Annotated in this window: 18 protein-coding genes; 12 read left to right on the forward strand and 6 right to left on the reverse strand. The window is 64.9% G+C overall.

The annotated features are described in order from the left end of the window. Positions 1-10: 10 nt before the first annotated feature. The gene (locus U5A56_RS11185) at positions 11-568 is read right to left on the reverse strand and encodes a helix-turn-helix transcriptional regulator (RefSeq protein ID WP_321922306.1); all 558 of its coding nucleotides are present in this window, start codon (positions 566-568) and stop codon (positions 11-13) included. 545 nt (positions 569-1,113) lie between these two features. Between U5A56_RS11185 and U5A56_RS11190 the strand changes: the two genes are divergently transcribed. After that, complete coding sequence (locus U5A56_RS11190; protein WP_321922308.1) at positions 1,114-2,517, forward strand: DUF308 domain-containing protein; 1,404 nt, start codon at positions 1,114-1,116, stop codon at positions 2,515-2,517. A 431-nt stretch (positions 2,518-2,948) separates the two neighbouring features. Further along, positions 2,949-3,680 (forward strand): ribonuclease T2, encoded by a 732-nt coding sequence (locus tag U5A56_RS11195; RefSeq protein WP_321922310.1) that lies wholly within the window; start codon positions 2,949-2,951, stop codon positions 3,678-3,680. A 79-nt stretch (positions 3,681-3,759) separates the two neighbouring features. Here U5A56_RS11195 and U5A56_RS11200 read toward each other — a convergent pair whose 3' ends face one another. Then, on the reverse strand, positions 3,760-4,395 hold the full coding sequence (locus U5A56_RS11200; RefSeq protein WP_321922312.1) for an isochorismatase family cysteine hydrolase: 636 nt from the start codon (positions 4,393-4,395) through the stop codon (positions 3,760-3,762). Positions 4,396-4,642: 247 nt separating this feature from the next. Next, entirely contained in the window at positions 4,643-5,650 is a 1,008-nt protein-coding gene (locus U5A56_RS11205) for an AraC family transcriptional regulator (protein ID WP_321922314.1), read from the reverse strand. A 327-nt stretch (positions 5,651-5,977) separates the two neighbouring features. Between U5A56_RS11205 and U5A56_RS11210 the strand changes: the two genes are divergently transcribed. The 5 genes from U5A56_RS11210 (at position 5,978) to U5A56_RS11230 (ending at position 9,373) form a co-directional block, all read left to right on the forward strand. Next, positions 5,978-6,760, forward strand: coding sequence for an SDR family oxidoreductase (locus U5A56_RS11210; protein WP_321922316.1), 783 nt, complete (start codon positions 5,978-5,980; stop codon positions 6,758-6,760). A 292-nt stretch (positions 6,761-7,052) separates the two neighbouring features. Beyond that, positions 7,053-7,679 carry a class I SAM-dependent methyltransferase gene (locus U5A56_RS11215; RefSeq protein WP_321922318.1) on the forward strand — a complete coding sequence of 209 codons (627 nt, stop codon included), beginning with the start codon at positions 7,053-7,055 and terminating at the stop codon, positions 7,677-7,679. Positions 7,680-7,795: 116 nt separating this feature from the next. Beyond that, a complete protein-coding gene (locus U5A56_RS11220; RefSeq protein ID WP_321922320.1) occupies positions 7,796-8,263 on the forward strand; it encodes a hypothetical protein in 468 nt (155 codons plus the stop codon). A gap of 17 nt (positions 8,264-8,280) precedes the next feature. Beyond that, positions 8,281-8,664 (forward strand): ATP-dependent protease, encoded by a 384-nt coding sequence (locus U5A56_RS11225; protein WP_321922322.1) that lies wholly within the window; start codon positions 8,281-8,283, stop codon positions 8,662-8,664. 148 nt (positions 8,665-8,812) lie between these two features. Continuing rightward, positions 8,813-9,373: a hypothetical protein gene (locus tag U5A56_RS11230; protein WP_321922324.1), complete on the forward strand. Its 561-nt coding sequence runs from the start codon at positions 8,813-8,815 to the stop codon at positions 9,371-9,373. A gap of 224 nt (positions 9,374-9,597) precedes the next feature. Here the strand turns inward: U5A56_RS11230 and U5A56_RS11235 are convergent, their stop codons facing one another. Beyond that, on the reverse strand, positions 9,598-10,503 hold the full coding sequence (locus U5A56_RS11235) for a LysR family transcriptional regulator (RefSeq protein ID WP_321922326.1): 906 nt from the start codon (positions 10,501-10,503) through the stop codon (positions 9,598-9,600). A gap of 138 nt (positions 10,504-10,641) precedes the next feature. Between U5A56_RS11235 and U5A56_RS11240 the strand changes: the two genes are divergently transcribed. Next, positions 10,642-11,406 (forward strand): SDR family oxidoreductase, encoded by a 765-nt coding sequence (locus U5A56_RS11240; RefSeq protein WP_124485304.1) that lies wholly within the window; start codon positions 10,642-10,644, stop codon positions 11,404-11,406. A 75-nt stretch (positions 11,407-11,481) separates the two neighbouring features. Next, positions 11,482-12,273: an SDR family NAD(P)-dependent oxidoreductase gene (locus U5A56_RS11245; protein ID WP_044846901.1), complete on the forward strand. Its 792-nt coding sequence runs from the start codon at positions 11,482-11,484 to the stop codon at positions 12,271-12,273. Positions 12,274-12,501: 228 nt separating this feature from the next. On the opposite strand, the gene U5A56_RS11250 is transcribed toward U5A56_RS11245, so the two are convergent. Beyond that, positions 12,502-13,416 carry a glutaminase gene (locus U5A56_RS11250; RefSeq protein WP_321922328.1) on the reverse strand — a complete coding sequence of 305 codons (915 nt, stop codon included), beginning with the start codon at positions 13,414-13,416 and terminating at the stop codon, positions 12,502-12,504. A 221-nt stretch (positions 13,417-13,637) separates the two neighbouring features. Between U5A56_RS11250 and U5A56_RS11255 the strand changes: the two genes are divergently transcribed. Next, positions 13,638-14,348, forward strand: coding sequence for a response regulator (locus U5A56_RS11255; protein ID WP_044846903.1), 711 nt, complete (start codon positions 13,638-13,640; stop codon positions 14,346-14,348). Positions 14,349-14,412: 64 nt separating this feature from the next. Further along, positions 14,413-15,543 carry an ATP-binding protein gene (locus U5A56_RS11260; protein ID WP_321922330.1) on the forward strand — a complete coding sequence of 377 codons (1,131 nt, stop codon included), beginning with the start codon at positions 14,413-14,415 and terminating at the stop codon, positions 15,541-15,543. A gap of 71 nt (positions 15,544-15,614) precedes the next feature. Here U5A56_RS11260 and U5A56_RS11265 read toward each other — a convergent pair whose 3' ends face one another. Further along, on the reverse strand, positions 15,615-18,032 hold the full coding sequence (locus U5A56_RS11265) for a patatin-like phospholipase family protein (RefSeq protein ID WP_321922332.1): 2,418 nt from the start codon (positions 18,030-18,032) through the stop codon (positions 15,615-15,617). A 270-nt stretch (positions 18,033-18,302) separates the two neighbouring features. Here U5A56_RS11265 and U5A56_RS11270 point away from each other — a divergent pair, with 270 nt between their 5' ends. Further along, positions 18,303-19,337 (forward strand): rod shape-determining protein, encoded by a 1,035-nt coding sequence (locus U5A56_RS11270; RefSeq protein WP_044847899.1) that lies wholly within the window; start codon positions 18,303-18,305, stop codon positions 19,335-19,337. Positions 19,338-19,584: the final 247 nt, after the last annotated feature.

Consider the following 19,584-nt stretch of genomic DNA (forward strand, 5'->3'; position numbering starts at 1 on the left):
GCCGCGCGTGCTACAGCGTTTCGACGAGGCGCGCGGCGGAGCCGTCCGACAGCGTCATCCGCGTCCATCGGCAGGTGCTGCCGCGGATCGGCACGACGCGCGACGCATTGGCGCCGGTCGCGAATTCGACGCTCGGCGGCCCCGCATGATCGTGCCAGCCGAGCGGGTCGAGCGCGGCTTCCATGCGGACGATCTCCGGCGACGCATAGCGCCACAGCGACGTGCCGAGCAGCGTCGGCAGCGGCCGCGAAAACTCGGCCGCGCGCGACGGCGAGCACGCGAGCAGACGGTGCGTGAGGTCGCACACGAGATGCATGCGCGCCGCGCCGCTCGCGATCAGCCGCGCGAGCGCGTGGTCGCCCGCCGAATCGAGACGCGCGGCAAGCAGCCGCTCGGCCGTCGCGCGCTCGTCCGGCGACATCTGCTGGATGCCGGCTTCCCAGCGCGAGATCGTCGATTGGGCGACGCCGAACAATTCGGCAGCATGGCTCTGCTTCACGCGATGCAGCGTGCGCCAACGCTTGAGTTGCGGGCCGAGCGGCGGGGTGTGAAGCGGTGAGGCGGGCATGTTCGTATTCCGTTCGGGATGCGGGCCGCGCAGGCGCCGCGTTGCGCAATGGATGAATGGGGCCGTCATTTCCGGGATGCCTGGATTACGACGAACCCGATCGGAACGCGCGTCGTCCGCCAAGGGTGGGTGAGCCGTCGACGGTGATCGGTGTGCGCTGCATCGTGAGATCCAGACCTGCGATCGCCATCGTGACATGCCGAGCTTAGATCGTGTACGGCTGGTCGAGCAACGGTGCGGCCATCCCGGACGGTACGTCGAAACCCTCGGCGGAATAGCAGCCGCAACTCCGCCAATCGCGCCGTCTCTATCGACACGCCGGGCGTCCGGCTCCGCCGGCAATGTTTTCGCCAGGCTTTCAACCGGCTCCGCCATATCTTATTATTCGGCGAAAGCGGAGCGCGCCGGCCGTCATTGGAGATGTCGACGCATGACGCGCCGGTCAGCATTGCCACCGTCCGACTTCCGCATCGCACGATGCACGATCGGCACGACCGGAGGCGCGTGATCTGCGCGTATCCCGAAAAAATCAATACGAGGGCGCCATGGTACGACTGGTGTTGCTGCTGCTGGGCATCGAATATCTGCGAACGCGCTGGCGTGGACTGACCGTGCTGGGCTGGCTGTGGGTCGTCGCGGGCGTCGGCATCTTCGTCGACGCACTCGACGGCGCGCTGCATTTTCCGATCGAACTGTTCGCGTGGCTGTTCCTGATCGAGGGGCTTGCGACGCTCGCGGTGGCTGGCAGCGGCGTCGGCGGGCAGCGCATCCTGCGCTACGTGAAGGGCATCGCGGTCGTGGTGGCTGCCGCACTCGTGTTCGCGGGCCATCATCACGGACACTTCCTGCTGTCGATGATCTTCGGCACGCTGTTCCTCGTCGACGGGCTGCTGCAGTGCACGTCCGCATGGATGGTGCGTTACCGGCGCTGGCACGTCGCATTCGCGTGGGGCGTCGTCGAGATCCTGCTCGCGATCTTCTTCTACCAGCCGTATCCGACTCATTATGTGGGTACCGTGCCGTACTGCCTCGGCTTGCTGCTGATGTTCGGCGGGATGCACATGCTGAGCCTCGCCGCGCGCGTGCGGCGGCTGACACGCAACCCCGCGTTCGTCACGTCGCCGGCGCCGGCGATCGTGCCCGACATCGACACGGCAGCCGACCTCCCGCGTTTCGCGCAATCCGAATGGGACGGCCCGCCGGCCGACCACGAGCACGCGCTGACCGTGCACGTGTGGACGCCGACCGGCACGTCGAAGGCCGAAGCGCAGCGCTATCCGGTGATCGACCGCTACATCGCGGCGGTGGACGTCAACGGCGTGATCTCCACCGGCCATGCGGCGCTGGAGTCGCCAGAGGGCATCTATATCAGCCTGTATCCGGCCGTCGAGATCGATCGTTCTCCCGATGAATTCACGCGGCTCCTGCGCGCGACGCGCGAGAACGACGTGCCGGGCCTGTTCCAGCCCGACTATGTGACCGAGTCGAAGGCGTGGTGTCCGTCGACCGTGCGTGTGCGGATCCGCAACTACGATCCGGCGAAGCTGGCCGCGTTCTGGTCGTCGTATCGGCAGACCGTCACGTACAACCTCACGCACCGCAACTGCTCGAGCACCGTGTCGAACGCGCTCGAAGCGGCGCTCGACGGCGCGGTGTGGCGGCTCAAGGGCACGCGGGCCGGGTGGGGCGCATTCGTGCGGCTGCTGCTCACGCCCGAGCTGTGGGTCGCCGCGCAGATCCGCAAGCGCGCTGTGACGATGGCCTGGACGCCCGGGCTCACGCTCGACTATGCGCGCGCGCTCAGCATGCTCGCTGATCCGCGTCCGTTCGCGTGGTGGAAGGTCGCGCGCTCGGCCGTGCAGGCGATCATCGCGTCGCGCCGCGCGTGGCGCGAGCAGGACAGCGCGGCGCTGTCGTCCGGCGGATCGGAAGCGGCGTCGGTGAAATGATCGCGTGGCGCCGGACGAGGGCCGGCGCGTGAGCATCGGCGTGTGGCAGATTCTCGCGCTCGAAGGCCCGGATTCGGCTGCGCGTGCGTGCACGCTGCTCGGCAGCGCGCCGTGAGCAGGGGCGTGCCGTCCGCGAGTTCGAGGCTTTGCCCGTTTCCGATCTCGACGCGATAGGGCTTGCCTGGCCGGCTGGCCGTCACCACGGGGATGCTCCGTTGCAGCGTGAAGATGGCGACAGGGTGGGCCGGCGTCTCCGGCGCAGGAGGGCGCGTATTGGTACCGGTGCCGGCGTTAACAAGGGCGGCGTTCGACTACGAATTCCTTCGTTCACCTTCATATTGATGCCACGTTGCGCGAGCAACAATCGCGGGCAGACATTCGACAACCTTGCGGCGCATCCCGCGACCGCAAGCCTTCTCCGAGGAAACGCCATGCTCAAGACGCTCGCCCGCGCCGCGGCCGCACTCGCCGTCGCATCCGCCTCGTTGCACGCCGTCGCGCAGACCAGTTACGACTACCTGCTGCTCGCCGCTTCGTGGGAACCCGGCTTCTGCGCGTCGCACGACACGCCGGAGTGTACGAACCTCGCCGGCACGTATGCGGCGACGAGCCTGTCGCTGCACGGTCTCTGGCCGAACCGGTACGACGGCAACCAGCCGTTTTACTGCGGCGTGCCGCAGAGCGATGTCGATCTCGACAACGCGCACCAGTGGTGCAGCATGGATGCGTATCCGGTCAGCACCGCGACCCGCAGCACGCTGTCGACCTACATGCCGGGCGTGGCGTCGTGCCTCGACAAGCACGAATGGTTCAAGCACGGCACCTGCTCGAACTCGGCGTCGCCGGATGCGTACTGGAACCAGGCGGCCGGCATGATCAGCCGGCTCGGCAACACGTCGTTCAACGCGTTCCTGCAGGCGAACGCGGGCAAGACGGTGACGCGCAACCAGCTGTTGTCCGCGTTCGAAGGCGCGTTCGGCAGCAATACGCGCAGTGCGGTGTCGCTGAAGTGCACGAAGACCAATGGCGTCAGCTATTTCACGGAAGCGTGGATCGCGGTCAAGACGAACGCGACCACGCAGTTTCCGAGCGCGGCGTCGCTCGTGACGGACGGGAATACGCAGGGGACGTGCCCGACGTCGGGCGTGTATATCGCGAAGTAACGCGCGAAATTGCGCACGGCGTAATGCGCGAGGTGCCGGCCGGATGCGTTCCGGCCGGCGTGGCGTGGATATCGTGCGCCTAAGCGAGCAGCCGCAGCGCGTCCGCGAGCGACAGCACCGTCGTGCGCGTCTCGAACGCCGTCGCGAACAGGTGCTCGTGCACGACCTGATCCGGGTCGTAGCAGCAGTCCTTCACCGTATACAGCCGGAAATCCGCGTCGCTGGCGTGCGCAACCGACGACAGCACGACGCCGGTCGACGCAATCCCGACCAGGATCAGCGTATCGATACCCCGCGCGATGAGCCGCGCCTGCAGGTCGGTGCGGAAGAACACGCTCGCGCGATGCGCGATAGTCAGCGGCTCGCTGTCGAGCCGGCCGAGCTCCGGGCACGGGCCGTCGTCGACGAACAGGCCGAGTTGCTTGATTCCTTGCCCGTTCTTGTTGCGCGGACTGACTTCCGGATAGCCGGGGCTGAAGCGGAGATTCGCGAAGCAGACGTGGACACCGCCCGCCCGGGCTGCATCGCACAGCTTGCGCGTGTTGGCGAGCAGGGCGGGGGCGACTGACGGAAAGAGGCCGAGGATGTCGGTCTGGTAGTGCATCACGATCAGCGCGGTTTGCGCCGGAACGATCGGGGGAATCGGCGTGTGCGTGTGGGTGTCCGCGCCAGCGTGGTAAGTCGTTGCGAGATCTGAGGCGTGTTCCGGTTGCATGACTGATGCTCTCCCATGAGTCACTTCGGTGTTTTCAGAAAATCGACCGCTCCGTATACGTCGTCAATGATTTCGGCGCGAGCGTGTTGGAACTCCGGCAATATAAACCGACATTGCATGCTGGCGCCGACCGACCGACCGAGCGGGCGAGTGCGGTGCCGCCTTGATCAGGCCGCGCACCGGTCCGGTGGCGCCAGTCATCAGCACTTTCCGTTGCTCGACAAGCCTGGACAAGGTTGGCTTCTCGTCAATTCACGCACATGGCATGACGGACGCTCCCGGCCGTCTGCCCGGTCCAATCCTGGAATGCGCGATAGAAGGAATTGGGATCCTCAAAGCCAAGCAGGAAGGCAATCTCTCCGCCCGACATCGTGGTGTTTTCCAAGTAGTGGCGGCCAAGGTTCTCGCGGGTAGCATTGACCAAGGCGCGAAAGTTCTCTCCCTCGCATTCAAGGCGACGCTGCAGCGTACGTTTGCTCAACCCCAGGCGCTCGGCAGTTTTCTCGATGGTGGCCGCGTCGCCAGGCAGCAATTCCAGCAGGACGGCACGCACGCGCTCCGCCGTTGTCGCCGTCGCATCGAGTTCGCTGAGCCGGCGACGAAGGTCGGGCTCGAACACACGCCACATGCCTTCGTTGACCGGGAGGAACGGACGCAAGGCGTCCACGGCGGAAAAACTGATACTCGGGCTCGCCCCGCGTCGCACGAGCGTGCCGAAGAAGTTCTCGTAGCGCCGCGCGTAGGCGCTGGACGGCAGTTTCGGAAGCGCCACTCGAAGCGCTTTCACGGGCTCGCGGGTCGCGAGTCTGGCCAGTCGCACGTAAAACGCGATCTCGGCCACTTGCAGGGAATCTGGCACTTCCGTCTGGACCGACAGCCAGCGAGGCGTCACCGTCAGTTCTCCCGCCTTACCCTTGTTCACACAGAGGCTCATCGGAGCCACCAGTGCCTTGTATTTGGCGAGGCGTTGTACAGCCTGCATCAGATTGGCGCTGCACAGCGCTGCGAATAGTGGCGGATCGAAAGACTCTGCCGAGAGGGTTTCGGCGATCCGTAGAGGAAACGTGACATCACCTGCCTCGGCCTCCAACGCGCGCCAGAAACGGAAATAGTCTTGAGTAGTGAGCCCCTGTCTTCCGCGGAAAAGCAGGTCTTCGGGAAGCCCGGCCCGACGCAGCACATTGCGAGGCCGGAGGCCCAGGTCCTTCAGTAAGGCCTGCCAGCCGATGTCGACTGGAAAAGTCTTGCTCTGCATCTGTAGACCCCCATCGTCATCCAATGGGCGCTTTACCGCCCCATCCAAAACTGCAAGGGAAGTATGGAGAGGTTGGGCGTCGTGGTTAATTCAAACTGCGCCACACGGGCTGCAAATGGTGCCGCCGTAGTGTAGTAGTCGTTTGGGCCGCCGGGTATTCGCGGCCAGCACTGCAGACGGTTCGGTCTGGTCATTTGAGCGACCGCTGGTGTCTGCCCTGGCGCAAACGACTGGCGCGATCGGGATTGTTCGTGGCGCGCTTTGCTAGTCTGCCGCCGGTGTCGAATCGCTACCATCACCTTATACAATCCGAACCAAGGAAAAGCCATGAAACACGCAACGGCATTGATTACCGGTGCTTCGAGCGGCATAGGTCTGGAATTGGCACGCATCCATGCAAGCAAGGGCGGCGATGTCGTTCTGGTGGCGCGTTCGCGCGACAAGCTCGAATCCATCAAGCAGGAACTCCAGACGCAATACGGCGTGAAAGTCCATGTGATCGCCGAGGATCTCGCCGACCCCGCATCGGCCGATCGGATCTTCCTGGCCACCGAAGCACTGGGGCTATCTATAGATATGCTGATCAACAACGCCGGCTTCGGCGGCCATGGCAAGTTTGTCGAACGTGATCTCGCTGCCGAGCAAACCATGATGCAGGTGAATATGGTGTCGCTGACCAACCTGACACATCACTACCTGAAGGGCATGGTGGCACGTCGGCGTGGGCGCATCCTGAACGTCTCGTCGACCGCGTCGTTCATGCCAGGGCCGTTGCAAGCGGTGTACTACGCGACTAAAGCCTATGTAACCTCGTTCACTCAGGCCGTCGCCGAAGAAGTACGCGAATACGGCGTGACTGCCACGGCTTTATGTCCTGGCGCGGTGGCTACCGGTTTCGTCGCCGCAGGTGATCTGCAAGGCGTGGCTGCCTGGAAGAATGCCAAGTCGGCCGAGTCAGTGGCGCACTACGGCTACGAGGCCATGGAACGCGGTGAACTTGTGGCCTTCAACGAGTCGAAGCTGCGCGTCATGCTCGACTGGATTGTTCCACTGCTGCCGCGAAAAACGGTGCTGAAGATTTCACGTCAGGCGATGGAAAAAGCAGCTTGATGAAACCAGGCGAATGTTTTGCCGTGCACTCTGGCCAGGAACTGACGATCTTCGACATGGGAGTCGCACACCTGGTGGGGCTATCCAGCGATAGCGGACTGACCGGAGCGTCACGCGGCCGTCCGATGCGCCCTTCACAAACGGAACGCAAACGACCGCGGTCCGGGGCGGACGAGACATTTGGGTGTCTACACCGGCGTGTTTGTGTTTGCGAACGGCTGAAAGTGGCGTCGGTACTGAAATGCCGGCAATCTGGCAAACTTCGCGAAACACCGACACTTGGAGGACGGTGGTGTCCATCAATGTACGCGGCACGGAAGGCTACGCGGAGCATGCACATTCGCTCATCGAGCAATGGCAAGACATCTCGTTTGAGGAACACCATGGGCCCATCCTGCATCTCGTTCCCACGCGCCCGTCTTGCATTCTCGATGTTGGAGCCGGTATCGGAACCGATGCGGCTGCATTCGCGGCGATGGGGCATTCGGTCGTAGCCGTCGAACCGGTGGACGCGCTGCGCGTTGCGGGAATCAGGCAGCATTCGTCTCCGCGGATCGAATGGCTGGACGATAGCCTGCCGGATCTCGCGATCTTGCGTGCGAGGCGAAAAGAATTTGACTTCGTGATGCTGTCGGCCGTCTGGATGCACCTTGACGAAGACGAGCGTCGTCGGGCGATACCGAGCGTCAGTGCTCTCCTGTGCGATGGCGCGATGCTGGTCATGTCCCTGCGTTACGGACCGGTTCCGGAAGGACGACGGATGTTCGACGTTTCAGTGGAAGAGACCATCCAGCTCGCAAATGCTCATGGCTTGCGCAGTGTGCTGAATGTCCAGACCGAATCCGTGCAGCGCGGAAATCGGCGTGCGGGTGTGACGTGGAGCCGATTGGCATTCGTCAAAGGCGGCGCGCGGGGTTAGCTTCGGTCGAAGGTCGGGACAGGGAGGCTTCGGGTGAGTGCGCGTATGGATCGATCAGCGCCGGTTCTCGAAGAGAGCGGGATTAGCTTACGAGAATTGACATCAGGGGCGGCAAAATGACGAGTCAACCGCACAGCAGCGGAATGTCACCAGAAGAGGCGTTTGCGAATTCCTATTACCATTTTGTGGAAGCGCTAAAAATCTTGGCTGCGGACGCAGAGTTTCAGTGCGACGTAATGGGCAACTATAACGTGGCATGGGAACTCAAGCATGACGTATCGGCAGGCTCGTGTATGTTGACGCTTACAAGCGGTGAACTTACCAAGCAACAGCGGGACGGCATTGCCGGGATTGTGGCTGCACTGGACGAAATTCCGGATTCAGTGTTGGAAGGAGGAACAACTGCAGCAGTCAATAAGCGTGCGATGCATCACCCATGTTGGATTCCATTGCGTGCACGTGCAGCCGAGCTTCTAACCTTGCTTAGCAGCGCGACCAGTCGCAACGAAGCTTTTTTGCAGCAAGTGACCGGTCCGGATTCAAGTCATCTGCCCGCGTGCGGCTCGTGCGATGATGTGCCATGACCGACATGAGAGATGGAATGACGACTACCTTCGACGAGGCGACAACGACGGCAATCGCCGCGTTTGCCCAATTGGATTTCTACACGGCTGTGCAAGCGATGCGCGCCGAGGCCGATTACGACCGCGAGCTAGACCAGTGGATCTCGCGCTATATCGACGAGCACGGCGGCGGCGCGGACGATGCAGCATACGACGCCCTGCACGCGCAGGCCCAGGCAACCCCGGAATACGCGCAGTTCGTCGATGCGGCCCGACGGGAAATCCTGGAATACTTCGGCGTGACCGACGATCAACTGGACTGGATGGTCGTGCTGCGCAATGACGACAGCGATGAGCTTTGGGCGGAAGTCAACCGGCAGCGCAGCTCGCTGGGAACCGGTGAAGTGCGCGGAGATCTCTGATCGTTGCCATCGAACGGGTCGAATCAATCGAGAACACCGCTCGGCTGGAGTCGCGAGAAAAGGCGGCATATATCAGGAAAAAATCGCACGGCGAGAATGATCGTTCGCTATGCTGCCTGTGACAACGCATCTATTCCATCCGATACACATGAGCACAACTGCGCGGACCATTCTCAAAGCCATTCTGAGCATCCCCATTGCCTTTGGGCTCGCCTATCCCCTTATCCATCCCGCTGAAGGCGGAGGCGTTCTCGGCGAAATGGAGATGCTTGGGCCGATCGGTGGCATGGTCGTCATCGCGGTTTTCCTGGCGCTGGTCTATGCCTACGCGAGCGACCTCAGGACCACCCTGAAATCGGTCAACCGAGGATCGCGTGCGGCCGAACCCAACAGCGTCTGGCTCATGTTCCTCTTGCCATACAACTTCATCGAGGACTTCTTCATTATTTCCAACGTCGCGAAGTCCCTGGAAGCGGAGTCTCGTATCAATCCGGCTCTGTCGGGTTTGCGCTCGTTCGGCCGGATCAGCGGCATCGGGTGGTGTCTTGCCCAGGTTCTTTCGCTAATACCCAATACCATTGGCTCCATCGCGGGCGGCGTTGCGGTTTTGCTCTGGGTTTGGCACTGGGTGTTCGTGCGCCGGGCGAACAGGATGCTCGCCGGCATTCAGGTCTCGGTTGCTACGCTACCTGGACGGACAGGATCGTAGCCCTCACTGGAAGCTGGATCGCGTACCTCTGCACATCCCGAAGCGTAAAACCGACAATGCCAGGGCTGTCCGCGTAGATCGTGCCAAACAGCCCATTGAGTCGCCAGCCGTGATCCACGGCTCGCCGGTTTTGATGTGCTTCCGCCATCGCGCAGGACGATCACGCGTACGGTCTGGAAGTGCTTGCAACTTGTCACCGGCGTGGCGACTGCTCGCTTTTTGTCCTAGCGATCCCACGGCGGCACTCCACCGAACGCATCGACCAGGAAATCGATCATGACGCGCACTCTGGCGCTCAAGTGTCGGCGGCTCGGGTAGACAGCAAGTATGTCGATCTCGGGTAGACGATACTCAGGCAACACGTGAACGAGGTTGCCTGCACGCAGATCGTCGTTGATCAGGAACGTGGGTTGCCAGATCAGCCCTTGCCCGGCGAGCGCTGCCGAGCGCGCCGTATCGCCGTTATTGGTATGCATATGGCAGTCGACCCTCACAGGATGGGTCTTGCCGTTTCCATCGATCAGTTCCCATTCGTCGCCGGTGGCCGCATATGTGTACCCGATGCAGCGATGCTCGACCAGGTCCGTCAGCGCGGTCGGATGTCCGAAGCGGGCCAGATAGGCCGGCGACGCACACAGAATGTTTTGCGATGTCGCCAGCTTGCGTGCCGCGTGGCTGGTCGAGCCGGCGCGCGAGATGCGAATGGCGAGATCGTAGCCCTCGTCGACGATATCGACGACGCGGTCGATCAGCCCGATGTCGAGTTCGATTCGCGGATATTTCTGCATGAACCCGGGCCATAGCGGCGCCAGATACAGAATGCCGAAGCTCACGGGCGCATTGATGCGCAGTCGTCCACGTGGTTCGACCGACGCGGATGACACAAGCCCCTCCGTCTCCGCAACCTCGTCGAGGATGGACTTGCAGCGGGCGTAGAGGGTCTCGCCGCCCTCCGTCAGGGACAGCGTGCGTGACGTGCGATTCAGGAGGCGCGTGCCGAGGTGCGCTTCCAGTTCATGCACGTACCGCGTGACGTTGGCCGGCGATGTGCCGAGCGCCTCCGCGGCGCGCGCGAAGCCGCCACGGCTCACCACCGTCACGAAAACCTCGAAGGCGCGAAGGCGATCCATACCGATCCTCGATCATTCACAAAAACTTAATGATAGGACCATTTTTTATGCCTTTCTGCAATCAAGACTGAAGCCTATATTGCTGTCACGGGCCAACGCATCGGGCGCTGGCCGACGCAGCGGATCAGGAGATTGGAAATGCAACGTTTGACAGGAAAAGTCGCCATCGTGACGGGTGCCAGCGCAGGTATTGGCCGCGCTACTGCGAAGCTGTTCGCGAAGGAAGGCGCCAAGGTAGTCATTGCGGCGCGGCGCGCGGCGGAACTCGAAGCGCTCGCGGCGGAGATCGCCAGCGAAGGCGGCGAAGCCGCGTATCTGGCCGGCGACGTGCAGTCGGAGGACTTCGCGAAGGCGCTGGTCGCGCTTGCAGTGAGCCGCTTCGGCCGTCTGGACATCGCCTATAACAACGCAGGTACGCTCGGCGAGATGGGCCCGACCACCGGTATTTCCGAAGCAGGCTGGAACGCCGCGCTGGCGACCAATCTGACCAGTGCCTTCCTGGGCGCGAAGCACCAGATTCCCGAAATGCTGAAGCAGGGCGGCGGATCGATCATCTTCACGTCGACCTTCGTCGGTTACTCGTTCGCGTTTCCCGGCACGGCGGCCTACGCGGCGAGCAAGGCCGGGCTGATCGGCTTGACGCAGGCACTCGCCGCGGAGTACGGCGCGCAAGGCGTGCGGGTCAACGCGGTGTTGCCGGGTGCCGTGGACACGGAGATGTATCGCGGCATGAACGACACTCAAGAATCGCAGGCGTTCGTGACCGGGCTGCATGCGCTCAAGCGCGTGGCAAAGCCGGAAGAACTGGCGCGTTCAGTGCTTTATCTCGCATCGGACGATTCGTCCTTTGTCACCGGCACTGCCTCGCTGGTCGATGGCGGCGCATCGATTACGCGTACGTAAACCCGTTGGCGACATCCAGTCGTTCGAGACTCGATGTCGTCACGTCTACTTTGTCCACGGAAAAAGGAATCACTCATGAACCTGAATCTGACAGGCAAACTCGCACTGGTGAGCGGCAGCACAGCCGGCATTGGCCTCGCTATCGCCAGCACGCTGGCCCAGGAAGGCGCTCGTGTGATCGTGAACGGACGCTCCCAGTCATCTGTCGATGACGTAGTCGCGCAACTGAAAGCGGATACCGGCGGCGATGTGGCTGGATTTGCGGGCGACCTGAGTACGGCCGAAGCGGCCGACGAACTGGCGCAACGCTATCCGGGCGTGGAAATCCTGATCAATAACCTCGGCATCTTCGAGCCGAAGCCATTCGAAGAGATTCCTGACGCGGACTGGAAGCGTTTCTTCGAGGTCAACGTCCTGAGTGGCGTACGCCTCGCCCGGCTGTTTCTGCCGGCGATGAAGCAGGCCGACTGGGGGCGCATCATTTTCATTTCGAGCGAAAGCGGGGTGCAGATTCCGGCCGAAATGATCCACTACGGGGTGACGAAGACCGCGCAGATCGCAGTTGCGCGCGGGCTGGCCGAAGCCGTTGCCGGCACGGGTATCACGGTCAATAGCATCCTGCCGGGGCCGACGAAATCGCGCGGCGTGGGCGAATTCGTCGAGACGCTCGCGAAGGCCGACGGCAAATCGTTTGAAGCGTTCGAGAAGGAATTCTTCGAGAAGGTCCGTCCCACATCGCTCATCAAGCGATTCGGTTCGCCGCAGGAAGTGGCGTCCCTCGTCGCTTATATCGCCAGCCCGCTTTCGTCGGCGACGACCGGCGCTGCGTTGCGAGCCGACGGGGGCGTGATAAAGAGCGCCTTCTAGCTGCGTGGCCGGACTTGCGCCGGCCTGTCCGAATCTTGCTCGCTCAATGTTCCGATGCGATCGGTTGTCGCGCTCGATTCATGACGAGTGCGACGTCCGGTTTCGGGCGTTGCGAGCGTGTCCTCCGGGTCGATTGCTGCCCGAGAACGAATTCCCGATTCAACGTGCCGGTGCGTGCCGAATCGATCGTCACATTTCAAAGAATGCGTTGCGCGTGAATTCGGTGCGTCAAAAAATCGACCTCCCCGTATAAGTCGTCAACCACTCCAGCGCCAACGTCCCCGCCAGCGAGTTCCCGTTCGCATCGAGCCCCGGCGCCCACACGCACACGGCCATCTCCCCCGGCAGCACCGCGACGATCCCGCCGCCGACACCGCTCTTGGCAGGCAAGCCGACGCGATATACGAAGTCGCCCGCCGCGTCATAGGTGCCGCAGGTCAGCATCAGCGCCGACAGCCGCTTCGCCGAACTCGCGTCGACGACCCGCTCGCCGGTAACGGGCGCGACGCCCCCGTTCGCAAGAAACAGCGCGGCCTGCGCCAGCTCGACGCAGTTCATCGTGATCGCGCACTGGCGGCAATACGCGTCGACCACCGTATCGGGCGGCATCTGCATGTTGCCGAAGCTCGCCATGAAATGCGCCATCGCGCGGTTGCGTTCCGCGTGCTGCAGCTCCGACAGCGCGACACGCGAATCGTAGTCGAGGTCGGTCGCGCCGATCAGCCGCCGCACGAACTCGACGAGCGCCGTCTCGGCCCTGACGAAGCGGCGGCACAGCACGTCGGTGACGACCAGCGCGCCGGCGTTGATGAACGGGTTGCGCGGCTTGCCGCGCTCGTTTTCGAGCTGAACGAGCGAATTGAACGCGGTGCCGGACGGCTCGCGGCCGACCCGTTCCCACAGCGCGTCGCCCAGCAACTGGAACGCGAGCGTGCACGCGAACAGCTTCGAGATGCTCTGGATCGAGAAGCGCTCCCGCGCGTCGCCGACCGTGTAAACGTTTCCGTCCAGCGTCACGACGGCCATCCCGAACTTGTCGGCGGGCACTTTCGCGAGCTCGGGAATGTAATCGGCGACGCGTCCCTGGCCGATCCAGGGGGCGAGTTCGGTATGGATGCGTTCGAGGATCGGCTGATAGTTCATCGCGTGCGAGGCAGGGCGGGCGGCCCGGTTTCCAAAGAGCCCGTATGGAACCGTTTCGGCGCCGGTTCGTCAAGCGCGGGAGCAATCGCGCCCTTATTTATCGGATCGGGCAAACAGGCGAGCGGTGGGCGCAGTATCATGCGGTACGTTTCGACCGATGGCCGGCAGCCGGTGCAAGCCTGCCGCCGCCGCGGTCTCCCCGTACGATCCGACCGTTGCCCATGCCCTTTCGCATCCTGCTCGTCGAAGACGACACCCGCCTGTCCACGCTGATCGCCGGCTACCTGCGCAAGAACGACTATGAAGTCGACACTGTGCTGCATGGTGACGCCGCCGTGCCGGCGATCCTGTCCACGCGCCCGGATCTCGTCATTCTCGACGTGAACCTGCCGGGCAAGGACGGGTTCGAGATCTGCCGCGAGGCACGCAAGCAATACGACGGCGTGATCATCATGGTGACGGCGCGCGACGAGCCGTTTGACGAACTGCTCGGCCTCGAATTCGGCGCCGACGACTACGTGCACAAGCCGGTCGAGCCGCGCATCCTGCTCGCGCGGATCAAGGCGCAGCTGCGCCGCGTCCCCGCGCGCGCGGCCGAGGGCGCCGCGCCGCAGCCGGAGCGCTACACGTTCGGCCAGTTCTCGATCGACCGCACCGACCGCTCGGTCGTGCTGCCCGGCGGCGGCTCGCCCGACCTCACGTCGGCCGAGTTCGACCTGCTGTGGGTGCTGGTGTGCCGTGCGGGGGAGGTCGTCAGCCGCGACGACCTGATGCTGCAGCTGCGCGGGGTCGAATTCGACGGCCTCGACCGCACGATCGACGGGCGCATCTCGAAGCTGCGCCGCAAGCTGCACGACGATGCAGGCAACCCGCAGCGGATCAAGACGATCCGCAGCAAGGGTTACCAGTTCAGCAAGCATGCGTGGGAATGACGCCAACCCGGCGCGAGCCCGTCGGCCGCTGCCTCCCCGCCGCGCACGATAGCCGGAAGCCGCGATGATCCGACGCACCCGTTCGCACTCCGACGCAGCGCCGCTTTCCGCGCTGCGCTATGTCAAATGGCGCTGGCTGCATTTCCGCCGCGCGTGGACCGACACGCGCGCCGACCGCATTCCGAGCTGGTCGCGCCTGTACGTGCGCACCTACCTGCACCTGCTCGGCCTCGTGCTGCTGACCGCGCTGGTGCCGGCGCTCGCGCTGTGCGTGGTGTTGTCGCCGGAAGTCGTGTGGCATGCGTTCGACGCGCTGCCGGGCGATATCTGGATCGTGCTCGCGTTCGTGTTCACCGCGCCCGCGCTCGCCGCGTATCGGTGGATGCGGCCGGTCTGGTCGGATCTCGTGATGGTGCGCGAGCGCGCGATCGATTTCACCGGCGGGCGCTTCAACACGCGCGCACGGGAGTCGCACAGCGTGATCATCGGCCCGCTCGCGCGCACGCTGAATGCGCTCGCGATGCGCATGGAGCGGCTGATCGCCGCGCAGCGCGACCTGACGAACGGGATCTCGCACGAGCTGCGTACGCCGCTCGCGCGCGTGCGCTTCGCGCTCGAGATGCTGCGCGAACCGGGCTCGGCCGCCGAATACCACGGTGCGCTGGAGAGCATCGCGCAGGACGTGACGGAACTCGAGGAACTGATCGACATGAGCCTCACGTACGCGCGGCTCGAATACAGCTCGCTGCAGTCGAACCTCGAGCTGACCGCGCCGGTCGCGTGGTTCGAGCACCAGGTCAGCGACGCGCAGCTGCTGTATCCGGAGCGCGCGATCGAGTCGCGCATCGCGATCGCGTCGGACCTGCGCGTGAAGATGGACCGGCGGCTGATGTCGTACGCGATGCGCAACCTGCTGCGCAATGCGAGCAAATATGCGGCGTCGCGGATCGTCGTCGGGATCGCGATCGAACACGGCAACATCGCGATCTATGTCGAGGACGACGGGCCGGGCGTGCCGGAGAGCGAACGCGAGCGGATCTTCGACGCGTTCGTGCGGCTCGACCGCCGCACCGGCGGCTACGGGCTAGGCCTCGCGATCACGCGGCAGGTGCTCCACGCGCACAACGGCCGGATCGCGGTCGTCGATCCGGCCGAACTCGGCGGCGCGCGCTTCGAGATCAGCTGGCCGATCTAGCCGGCGTCCGGCTGCACAAGGCGCGGGCGGTGACGCGGCGGATGCCCGCCGCCGCCATCCGCGCGCCCCCATCAGTATGTGCGGCCGAGCTGCAGGTAGATGTTGCGCCGGCCGCCCGGCGCGAGCGCGATACCCATGTACAGCGGACCGAATGAGGTCGACAGGCTCGTGAAGAACGTATAGCTCTGCTTGAGCGTGCCGCCGCCGACGTTCACGCCGCTCGACCACACGTTGCCGAGTTCCGCGCTGGCGCCGACCGACAGCGCCTTGATCGGGGACGCGTTGAACGTCATCAGCTGGTTCATGTAGGTCACGTTGCCGTACGCGAGTTCGTTGCCCGTCAGCTGGTCGGCCGCATACGCGGCCAGATGCTGGAACCCGCCGAGCGTGAAGTTGAACGCGTTGATCAGGTTGGTGCCGCCGATGCTCTTGCCGCCCTCGATCGTTGCACTGACGCTGTGCCGGCCGAACTGCTGCGCGATCATCGCCTTGGCGTAGAGCTCGGTGTAAGGCGTGTTGGATGTATCGGCGAGGTCCTCCGCGGACTGGCTGTTGTGCGACCACAGCGACCGTTCGACACGGAATTCGCCGTAGTAGCCGCGACGCGGGAACATCGGATCGTCGAGCTGATCGATGACGAGCCGCGCACGCGCGGTCAGCGCCTGCGACGTGAAGCTCGGCCAGATCAGCGTCGAGCTGCCGTCATCGAACGGGAACGGCAGGTTGTAGTTCGGCGAGCCGTGCCCGGTCGCATAGCCGATACCCATCCGGAAGTCGCCGAGTCGCGCGATCGGCAGGCCGAAGTCGAGCCCGGTGCGCGCCGTCTGCATCAAGTACTGGTTCAGCTTCACCTCGCCGCTGTTGTCGTACAGGTTCACGTAGCGACGCTGGTATTCCGCATAGGGCGAAATGTACAAGCCGTATGCGGCCGGCAACGGCTGGCGCAATTCGACGCGCGCCGATTGCAGGTCGCTGCCGATCGTCGTGTCCGCGCGGAATTCGAGCCCCGACTCCGTGAGCCACGGCCGCCGGTAGCCGACGTGCAGGCGGAAGCCGCCTTCGTCGGTCGAGCTGCTCGACATCCCGACGCCGAACAGCAGGAAATTCGGCCCCCAGTATTTCTCCCGCGCATCGATCTCGAGCACGTTCTCGTCGCCGTGGCTCACGATCTGCTGCGTCACGCTCTCGAAATTGCCGCCGGTCGTCAGCCCGAGCAGGTCCTGGCTGACGGTCGCCGGATCGTAGGTGTCGCCCGGTTTCACGTGCAGCGCGTCGGCGACGACACGCTTGGGCACGCCGCCGGTCGTCTTGATCTCGACCCGCGTGATGCGGATCGGCGGCGGCAGCGGCTGCGCATGCGCGGACCGGTAGGCCGCGTACTGTTCCGGCGTGAGCGCGAGGTGCCTGAGCCGCGGCAGCGCCGCGGTCGCGGCGGCCGCGCCGGCGGCGATCGCCTGCTTCGCGTTCTGGAAATCGGTGAACGCGAGCGCGCCGAGGTCGGGCGTGAGCAGCACGTCCTGCGCGGCGAGCTGCTTGCGCTGCGACGTCACGTTCTGGCGGATCAGGATGCCGACCATCTGCTGCATCACGTCGGCCGGCGACGCGAGCGCGTCGAGCGGACGCAGCTGCGAGCCGATGTCGACGGCGATCACGACCTTCGCACCCATCTGCCGCGCGGTGTCGACCGGCAGGTTGCTGACGAGCCCGCCGTCGACGAGCGCGCGGCCGTTGATCTCGGCCGGCGCGAACAGGCCGGGCATCGCCATGCTCGCGCGGATCGCGAGCGGCAGCGAGCCGCGGTCCAGCACGACCATCTGGCCGGTCTGCAGGTCGGTCGCGACCGCGCGATACGGGATCGGCAACTGGTCGAACGGCTGGTTGGTCGGCACGGCGGCGGTCCAGTTCGCGAGCAGCGCCTGCAGCCGGTTGCCCTGCACGAGGCCGACCGGCGCCTTCACGCCTTTCTTGCCGAAGCCCAGCGTCAGGCTGTTGATGTACAGGCGCTCGTCCTCGCGGCTGGTTTGCGGCAGGTCGGCGCGGTCGGTCACGTCAAACGCGATGTCGGCCAGGTTCACCTCCGACAGCTGCTTCTGCATCTCGTCGGCGGCCATCCCGCTCGCATACAGCCCGCCGACCACGGCGCCCATGCTCGTGCCGGCGATGCAGTCGATCGGGATGCGGTTTTCCTCGAGCACCTTCAGCACGCCCAGGTGCGCATACCCGCGCGCGCCGCCGCCGGACAGCACGAGGCCGACCGGCGGCCGGCCGGCCGGGCCGCCGTCGGCGTTGCAGGTCGAGGCGGGCGTGGCGGCGCGGGCGGCCGCCGTGGCAGGGGCGGCCGGTGCGGCGGCAGTGGCCGCCGTCGCGGTGCGCGCGGCGGTGTCGGCGGCCGGCAAGGGCTGCGCGGCAACGGTGCAGCACCACAGCGCAACGAGCGTGGCGCCGAGCCGGCGCACCCCGAGCCAGCGGAGAGAGGCGGTCGCTGTCATGGTGGAATACCTGGCGTGATCGGGCGTCGGGCGCCTGCCGGGAGCAGGCAAGACCGAGAGATTACCGTGTTTTACAAGCGCAACGCGAGCGGCCGATGCGTAGCCGCGGGCCTGCCGAAACGCGGTTTCGGCAATTTCGTCGCGAAATAATCATTGGAATTGCTTAAAGTATCGGCACGATTTGCCGCTAAGACTTCAATGGGGCGGCGAAGGCGCGCCGCGGGGATGCGGCCTGGCCGCTTCGGCCGTTTGTTCAAGAAAAGGGTAACCATGTCGACACCGCTGTTCGGAAAGTTGTTTGCGCAACCCGTTGCGATCGACCCTGGAACGGCGAGTACGCGGATTTATACGCACGAGCGCGGCGTGGTGCTGGACCAGCCGTCGGTCGTCTGCTTTCGCAAGGGCGGCGCGTCCGATGCGCGACCGACGCTCGAGGCGGTCGGCGAACTCGCGAAGGCGCTGCTCGGCCGCGAGCCGGGGCATCTCGAGGCCGTGCGGCCCATGCGGCACGGCGTGATCGCCGATGCGCACGCCGCCGAGCAGATGTTTCGGCGCTTCATCGACATGTCGCGCACGCGCTCGCGCTTCAGCCGCCGCGTCGAGGTCACGCTGTGCGTGCCGTCGGATGCGACGGCGGTCGAGCGCCGCGCGATGCGCGAGGCGGCGTTCGCGGCCGGTGTATCGGACGTCGAACTGATCGAGGAAGCGCTCGCCGCCGCGCTCGGCGCGGGCCTGCCGGTGACCGAGCCGGTCGGCTCGATGGTCGTCGACATCGGCGCCGGGACGACCGAAGTCGCGGTGATCGCGCTCGGCGGCGTCGTCTATCGCGAGGCGATCCGGGTCGGCGGCAACCAGTTCGACGCGGCGATCGTCAATCACGTGCGCAACCTGTACGGCGTGCTGCTCGGCGAGCAGACTGCCGAGCGCGTGAAGGAGACGATCGGCTCGGCCACCAGCGCCGTGCCACGCGCGTCGACGCGCGCGATCGGGCGCAGCGTCAAGGACGGCCTGCCGCGTTCGATCGAGCTGTCCAACCACGATGTGGCGGACGCGCTGGCCGCGCCGCTCAAGCAGGTGATCGGCGCGGTGAAGTCGGTGCTGGAAAACGCGCCGGCCGAACTCGTGACCGACATCGCGCATCGCGGCGTGGTGCTGACGGGCGGCGGCGCGCTGCTCGCGGATCTCGAACGCCTGCTGCGCGACGAGACCGGACTGAGCGCGCGGATCGCCGACGAGCCGGCCACCTGCGCGGTGCGCGGCGCCGGGGAGGCGATGGGGCGGCTCGCGATGTGTCCGGTGGATTGACGCCGGCCGGGCAAGCCCGTCGACGTTCGTTGAACATCCTTCGAACCCCGAAGCTCCGGCATGCCGAACATCGTCCGGCTGCTCCGGACACGCTCGACACGCCGTGTCGACCGCAGTGCCTGGCCATGCGCGAGCCGGCCGTGGCAGCATGCCGGGCCGCGTGCCGTGCAAGCCGGCGGCACGCTTCTCCTGAAGTCCGACACCTTTGAACCTGCGTTTCAAGCGGGGCCGCGTGGCCGGGGGGCGA

Origin of the sequence: Burkholderia sp. BCC1998 (assembly GCF_905339875.1) — a bacterium.
Taxonomy (GTDB): Bacteria; Pseudomonadota; Gammaproteobacteria; order Burkholderiales; family Burkholderiaceae; genus Burkholderia.

Excerpts from the sequence above, each read along its gene's own strand:
- U5A56_RS11185 (WP_321922306.1), bottom strand. The coding sequence starts at position 568 with ATGCCCGCCTCACCGCTTCACACCCCGCCGCTCGGCCCGCAACTCAAG.
- U5A56_RS11190 (WP_321922308.1), top strand. The coding sequence starts at position 1,114 with ATGGTACGACTGGTGTTGCTGCTGCTGGGCATCGAATATCTGCGAACG.
- U5A56_RS11195 (WP_321922310.1), top strand. The coding sequence starts at position 2,949 with ATGCTCAAGACGCTCGCCCGCGCCGCGGCCGCACTCGCCGTCGCATCC.
- U5A56_RS11200 (WP_321922312.1), bottom strand. The coding sequence starts at position 4,395 with ATGCAACCGGAACACGCCTCAGATCTCGCAACGACTTACCACGCTGGC.
- U5A56_RS11205 (WP_321922314.1), bottom strand. The coding sequence starts at position 5,650 with ATGCAGAGCAAGACTTTTCCAGTCGACATCGGCTGGCAGGCCTTACTG.
- U5A56_RS11210 (WP_321922316.1), top strand. The coding sequence starts at position 5,978 with ATGAAACACGCAACGGCATTGATTACCGGTGCTTCGAGCGGCATAGGT.
- U5A56_RS11220 (WP_321922320.1), top strand. The coding sequence starts at position 7,796 with ATGACGAGTCAACCGCACAGCAGCGGAATGTCACCAGAAGAGGCGTTT.
- U5A56_RS11225 (WP_321922322.1), top strand. The coding sequence starts at position 8,281 with ATGACGACTACCTTCGACGAGGCGACAACGACGGCAATCGCCGCGTTT.
- U5A56_RS11230 (WP_321922324.1), top strand. The coding sequence starts at position 8,813 with ATGAGCACAACTGCGCGGACCATTCTCAAAGCCATTCTGAGCATCCCC.
- U5A56_RS11235 (WP_321922326.1), bottom strand. The coding sequence starts at position 10,503 with ATGGATCGCCTTCGCGCCTTCGAGGTTTTCGTGACGGTGGTGAGCCGT.
- U5A56_RS11240 (WP_124485304.1), top strand. The coding sequence starts at position 10,642 with ATGCAACGTTTGACAGGAAAAGTCGCCATCGTGACGGGTGCCAGCGCA.
- U5A56_RS11245 (WP_044846901.1), top strand. The coding sequence starts at position 11,482 with ATGAACCTGAATCTGACAGGCAAACTCGCACTGGTGAGCGGCAGCACA.
- U5A56_RS11250 (WP_321922328.1), bottom strand. The coding sequence starts at position 13,416 with ATGAACTATCAGCCGATCCTCGAACGCATCCATACCGAACTCGCCCCC.
- U5A56_RS11255 (WP_044846903.1), top strand. The coding sequence starts at position 13,638 with ATGCCCTTTCGCATCCTGCTCGTCGAAGACGACACCCGCCTGTCCACG.
- U5A56_RS11260 (WP_321922330.1), top strand. The coding sequence starts at position 14,413 with ATGATCCGACGCACCCGTTCGCACTCCGACGCAGCGCCGCTTTCCGCG.
- U5A56_RS11265 (WP_321922332.1), bottom strand. The coding sequence starts at position 18,032 with ATGACAGCGACCGCCTCTCTCCGCTGGCTCGGGGTGCGCCGGCTCGGC.
- U5A56_RS11270 (WP_044847899.1), top strand. The coding sequence starts at position 18,303 with ATGTCGACACCGCTGTTCGGAAAGTTGTTTGCGCAACCCGTTGCGATC.